Source organism: Kitasatospora sp. NPDC056531, from assembly GCF_042794375.1.
In the GTDB taxonomy this organism is placed as follows: Bacteria; Actinomycetota; Actinomycetes; order Streptomycetales; family Streptomycetaceae; genus Kitasatospora.
Window position 1 is genome coordinate 1 of sequence record NZ_JBHTTU010000222.1, and the last position, 4,506, is coordinate 4,506.

Genomic DNA, 4,506 nt, shown 5'->3' on the forward strand with positions numbered 1-4,506 from the left:
CCCACGCGGCGAGCCCCGCCACCGCCTTCGCGCTCTCCCGGATCGCCGACGCGGACACCCTGCACCACACGCCGATCGGCGTGCTGCGGAACGTCTCGCGGCCGGTCTACGACGAGCTGATGGACAGCCAGCTGGCCACCGCCGTGGCCCACCGGGGGCCCGGCGACCTGGCGACGCTGCTGGCCGGCAACGACACCTGGACGGTGGACTGACCGTCCCCGCTCGCGAGTTGGCGCCCCTGTCCGACACCGGACGGGGGCGCCTCCCGTTGCGGCTACTGCTTGACCCACTCGACCAGCTCGACCGCGACCCCGTTCGGGTCGGCGACCTGGAACAGCTTCTCGCCCCACGGCTCCTCGCGCAGCGGCAGGGTGATCGCGACCCCCTCGCCGCGCAGCCGCTCCTCCTCCGCGGCGATGTCCTCGACGGTGAACGCGAGGATCACCCCGTCCGCGATCCGGTGCCGCTGGTCCTCGGGCAGGACCTCCAGGCCGCGCCGCAGGTAGACGACACCGACCCCGCCGCCCGGGTGGACCAGCGAGACGAAGCCGTCGGCGGACATGTGTTCGGTGTAGCCGAAATGCCGCTGGAGGAAGGCGGCCGAGGTGGTGACGTCCTCGACGGTCAGGGAGACGGCGGTGCTGGTGATCTGCATTGGCGGAGCCCTCTCGTCAGTGCGCACGATTATCCCGTACGCAGTACACTATACATAGTACGGAGAATCTCGCCAGGGGGATCCACTTCGTTCGCGCCCGTGTTCGAGAAAGTCCGGCGGCGAACCGCACGCCGCCGCTGGAGTCGGAAGATCGCATCGAGCATGGGGGGTCGATCCGATGTCGGACGCCGGATTCGAGGTCTCACCGGAGCAGTTGAGGTCCTCGGCGGCCAACGCTTCGTCCATCACCGCGGGGCTGGCCAAGCCGGTCCAGACCGCGAGCACCGCCTCGGGAAACGCCGAGACGGCCCTGGAGGGCTGGCAGGTGGCCGGGCAGCTGGCCGCCGTGGTGACCGCGTGGACCCAGGGCGTGGAGAAGATCCGTACCGCGCTGGGCGCGGACGAGGAGGCGCTCCGTACGGCTGCCGACAACTACGGCAAGACCGAGCACGGGACTGCCAAGGCCCTCGAATAGGACGACAGGGGAAGAGGGGGGCTCCCGTGGTGGACTTCGCGCGCCTGCGTGACGTGAAACCGGAGTCGGTGACGGAGACCGGCAAGGACTGGCAGGCCGTCGCCAAGGCGTTCGACCAAGCACGCCAGCACATCGAGGAGTCGGTGCTCAAGCCGCTCGGGACCTGGACCGGCCCCGCCGCGACCAACGCCCGGCACTCCTTCGGCCAGCAGGAGTTGCAGCTGCAGGTGGCCGCGCTGGAACTCCAGGCGGTCCAGCAGGTGTTGGACGGCTTCGTCCAGGCGGTGGCCACCGCCCAGCAGGAACTGCAGTGGGCGCTGACGGAGGCGAGCAAGCGCGGCCTCACGGTCGACGCGAACGGCACTGTCACGGCGACGCCGACGCCGGTGGACCAGCTGCCCAAGAACGCGGCGCTCCGCCAGGAGGCCGCCGACTCCTACCGGACCGAGGTCGCCTACGCCGCGAGCCTCACCGCCGACATCGCCGCCGCCGTCCAGGCCGCCACCCAGGCGGACACCAAGTGCGCGGCCGAACTGGGCAAGCTGGCCGGGGAGTCCAAGCTCCTCGACGGCAGCGGGCGCACCGGCCTGGCGGGCGCGGTCCAGGTCGCGGCCAAGGACCTCGGCGAGGCCACCCGGCTCGCCGGAACCGTCGAGGGGGACGCCGTCCCCACCGATTTCGGCCGCCCGGGCCGCCTGGTGGGGCGCGGAAGGCCGGGATGGACCCGTCCAAGTGGGACCCGGAGAAGGGCCTGGACTTCAACGACGAGACCGTGCAGAAGGTCTACGTCTGGTACCAGAAGCTGTGGGACGAGAACCCGGACCTCCAGTGGGTCGGTATGGCCAAGCTGGCCGGAGCCCCGGTGTACGGGGGGATCCACGACCTCAACGAGTTCATCAAGGGCGCGAACGTCGGCGGGTTGGTCACCCCCGTCCCCGGGGTCGGACTGCTGTCCACCATGAGCACCGACGAGGTGCAGTGGTTCGAGAACAAGTTCCTGCACATGCAGAAGGACATCTTCGACGACGTTGGCTCCATGCACGCCGCGTACCAGCAGTACGGCATGGCCGGCATCGAGGCGTTGCAGCAGCAGGACGTGCATAAGTACCCGAAGGAACTGGTCGATGCCTGGCGGGACATCGACTCGGGTGACCCGAAGCGGGTGGCGGCAGGGAACGCCGCGCTGCTGGAGCGCGAGCAGACCAAGGTGCTGCCGGACTCGTACAGAGACGTGGAGAACTACCACGGACCGGTCGGGGAGACGTTCGCCGAGGTGTTGTCGGCCATGACCAAGTCGCCGATTCCGGGCGGCAAGTCCTTCAACGGTTACTACGGCGGTGAATGGTCGACCTGGTGGGACGATCGGTACGTGACCGACACGGATGATCGGATGGACTGGATCCGCAAGGACATGCTGCCCAAGTACCAGAAGCTCCTGACGAATCCGGTGGAGGCCAAGACGCTCATCGATACTCCGCTGCTCGACCGGGCCGACCAGTACGAGATCCTGCCGTGACGGGGGGTGCGGCGGATTCGGAGCCTGGTGGCTCTGTCGTGCGTGGGTCTGCTGGTGGCCGGGTGCTCACTGGTGGGTGGAAAGACGCGTCCCGTCCACTGGGATCTGCGGAACTCGCACCGGGGCGCCGATCTCGGGGTCAAGCTGAATCCGCACAGCGGCCACGACTTCGAAGACCTGGGCCCGGTGGACATCGACCTGCCGGGTGGCCAGCGCTTCCATGCCGACAAGATGTTCCTCATCGTTGCGGCCACCCACGATGACGCCGAGAACATCGACGAGCTCGTCTGCTGGTACCCCGCGCTCCCGCTGGACGAGGCGTACGGAAAAGCCATGGAACTCACCCGGCAGTTCGGCCTGAAGTCCGACCGGATCACCGAGTTTCGGCGGACGGTCCTCGACGGCCTGGCAGCGGGCGACCGGAAGGATCTCGACGGGCAGGGGGCCGGGTCCGACTTCCCGCTGCTGACTCCGGCCGGGCCGCTGTTCGGGCTCAGCCTCAAGTACTCAACCGTCAAGAACGAGCAGCCCGTGAAGCTGCAGGTCAATATCGCCTGGGGCGACAACCTGAGGCTCACCCTCCAGGACCAGGCCTCCCAGTCCGCCACCCCGACCCCGCCCTGAACCGGAGCTCCTGTTGTCGTACGAGCACCCCGTCCACCCGGAGGCCGTCACCTGGAACCTCCGCACCGGCCACCGCCGCAGCGACGTCGGCTGGCCCGGGGCCGTCCGGCGCCGCTGGCGCATCCCCGCGGTGGCCGCGACCATCGCGCTGCCGGGCGGGCGCTGGTTCACCGGGCGGGTGGAGCTGCTGGCCACCGCCGAGGGGGAGACGCTCGACCTGGTCAGCGCGACCTTCCCGGCGGCCACGGTGGACGACGCCTACCGGCTGTCGGGCGAGTTGGCCGCGTACTGGGACCTGCCGGTCGAGCCGTTGGAGGCCTGGTACCGCGAGGTGCGGGCGGGGCTGGCGGCGGGGAGGGCGATCAACGACTTCGGGCTGAGCATCCGCGGCCCGCGGCTGGAGGAGCCGTCCGGGCCCACCGTGAGTCTGGTGTTCCTCTTCGCGCCGGGCAGTCCGCGGCCGGTGCGGCCGGCGCTGTACTTCGAGTGGTCCTGAGCCGGCGCCCCGACCGGGTGGCGGGGCACCGGCTACATGACGGAAGGCGTCAGAAGACGCAGGGGATGCCGCCGTCGGACTCGGCGTCGACACCGGGGCCCTGCATGGGCAGGTTGGCGGCCGGGTCGCCGGTGGCGGGGGCCGAGGGGGCGGCAGGCTTGTCGGCCGCGACGCCGGTGAACGAGGTGCCCAGGGTGACCGAGACGTGGTCGGCGGAGACGGACGCGGACTCGGTGGCGGTGACGCCGTAGCGGGCGGCGATCTGGTCGGCGGCGTCCTTGGAGCCCTTGCCGTAGGTGACGACGGTGGTCTTGGGCTTGGTGCGCGCCGGGCCGGTCGTCCCTTCCTTGAAGCCCATGCCGACCAGGGCCTTGGCCTCGGCGGTGGAGGACACTCCGGCGGCCGTGGAGGCGTTGAACACGTCCACGGTGGTCGGCGCGGCCGCCTTGGCCGGGGTGGTCGGGGTCGGTGTGGCCGGTGCCGGGGCCTCGGTGGTCGGGGCGTCGCTCGGGCCGTCGGCCGGGGCGGCGGGGGCGGCGGCGTCGGCGTAGCCGAACACCTGCTTGACCACCTTCTGGATCTTGGACGGGGTGACCAGGTTCACGTCCTGGCCGTTGCGGGTGCCGAAGCCGTCGAAGGTGAGGGTGTTGAACTCGACGTTGCCGCCGGTCAGGGCGGGGGCCTGCTGGGCGAAGTCGAGGACGTTCCACTGGTTGTCGATGACCAGGTCCTTCTGGACG

Annotated in this window: 7 protein-coding genes and 1 pseudogene; 6 read left to right on the forward strand and 2 right to left on the reverse strand. The window is 70.3% G+C overall.

What is annotated here, in order from left to right; genetic code table 11:
* A pseudogene (locus tag ACFQ87_RS44580) lies at nt 1–212 on the forward strand (2-oxoacid:ferredoxin oxidoreductase subunit beta); the annotation flags it as partial.
* Nucleotides 213–274: 62 nt separating this feature from the next.
* On the opposite strand, the gene ACFQ87_RS44585 reads toward ACFQ87_RS44580, so the two are convergent.
* Nucleotides 275–655, reverse strand: coding sequence for a VOC family protein (locus ACFQ87_RS44585; RefSeq protein WP_380616771.1), 381 nt, complete (start codon nt 653–655; stop codon nt 275–277).
* Between the two features lie 178 nt (nt 656–833).
* On the opposite strand from ACFQ87_RS44585, the gene ACFQ87_RS44590 reads away from it, so the two are divergent.
* From ACFQ87_RS44590 to ACFQ87_RS44610, 5 genes are all read left to right on the forward strand, one after another.
* Nucleotides 834–1,130, forward strand: a complete 297-nt coding sequence (locus ACFQ87_RS44590) for a type VII secretion target (protein WP_380616772.1) — start codon at nt 834–836, stop codon at nt 1,128–1,130.
* Nucleotides 1,131–1,156: 26 nt separating this feature from the next.
* The gene (locus tag ACFQ87_RS44595; protein ID WP_380616773.1) at nt 1,157–2,092 is read left to right on the forward strand and encodes a WXG100 family type VII secretion target; all 936 of its coding nucleotides are present in this window, start codon (nt 1,157–1,159) and stop codon (nt 2,090–2,092) included.
* On the forward strand, nt 2,089–2,646 hold the full coding sequence (locus tag ACFQ87_RS44600; protein ID WP_380616774.1) for a DUF2515 family protein: 558 nt from the start codon (nt 2,089–2,091) through the stop codon (nt 2,644–2,646). Before ACFQ87_RS44595 ends, ACFQ87_RS44600 begins: the two co-directional genes overlap by 4 nt.
* Nucleotides 2,647–2,718: 72 nt before the next feature.
* The gene (locus tag ACFQ87_RS44605; RefSeq protein ID WP_380616775.1) at nt 2,719–3,270 is read left to right on the forward strand and encodes a hypothetical protein; all 552 of its coding nucleotides are present in this window, start codon (nt 2,719–2,721) and stop codon (nt 3,268–3,270) included.
* Between the two features lie 13 nt (nt 3,271–3,283).
* Nucleotides 3,284–3,766 carry a hypothetical protein gene (locus ACFQ87_RS44610; RefSeq protein WP_380616776.1) on the forward strand — a complete coding sequence of 161 codons (483 nt, stop codon included), beginning with the start codon at nt 3,284–3,286 and terminating at the stop codon, nt 3,764–3,766.
* A gap of 49 nt (nt 3,767–3,815) precedes the next feature.
* On the opposite strand, the gene ACFQ87_RS44615 is transcribed toward ACFQ87_RS44610, so the two are convergent.
* Nucleotides 3,816–4,506, reverse strand: a 691-nt coding sequence (locus tag ACFQ87_RS44615) for an LCP family protein (RefSeq protein ID WP_380616777.1), incomplete at its 5' end; no start/stop codon positions are given.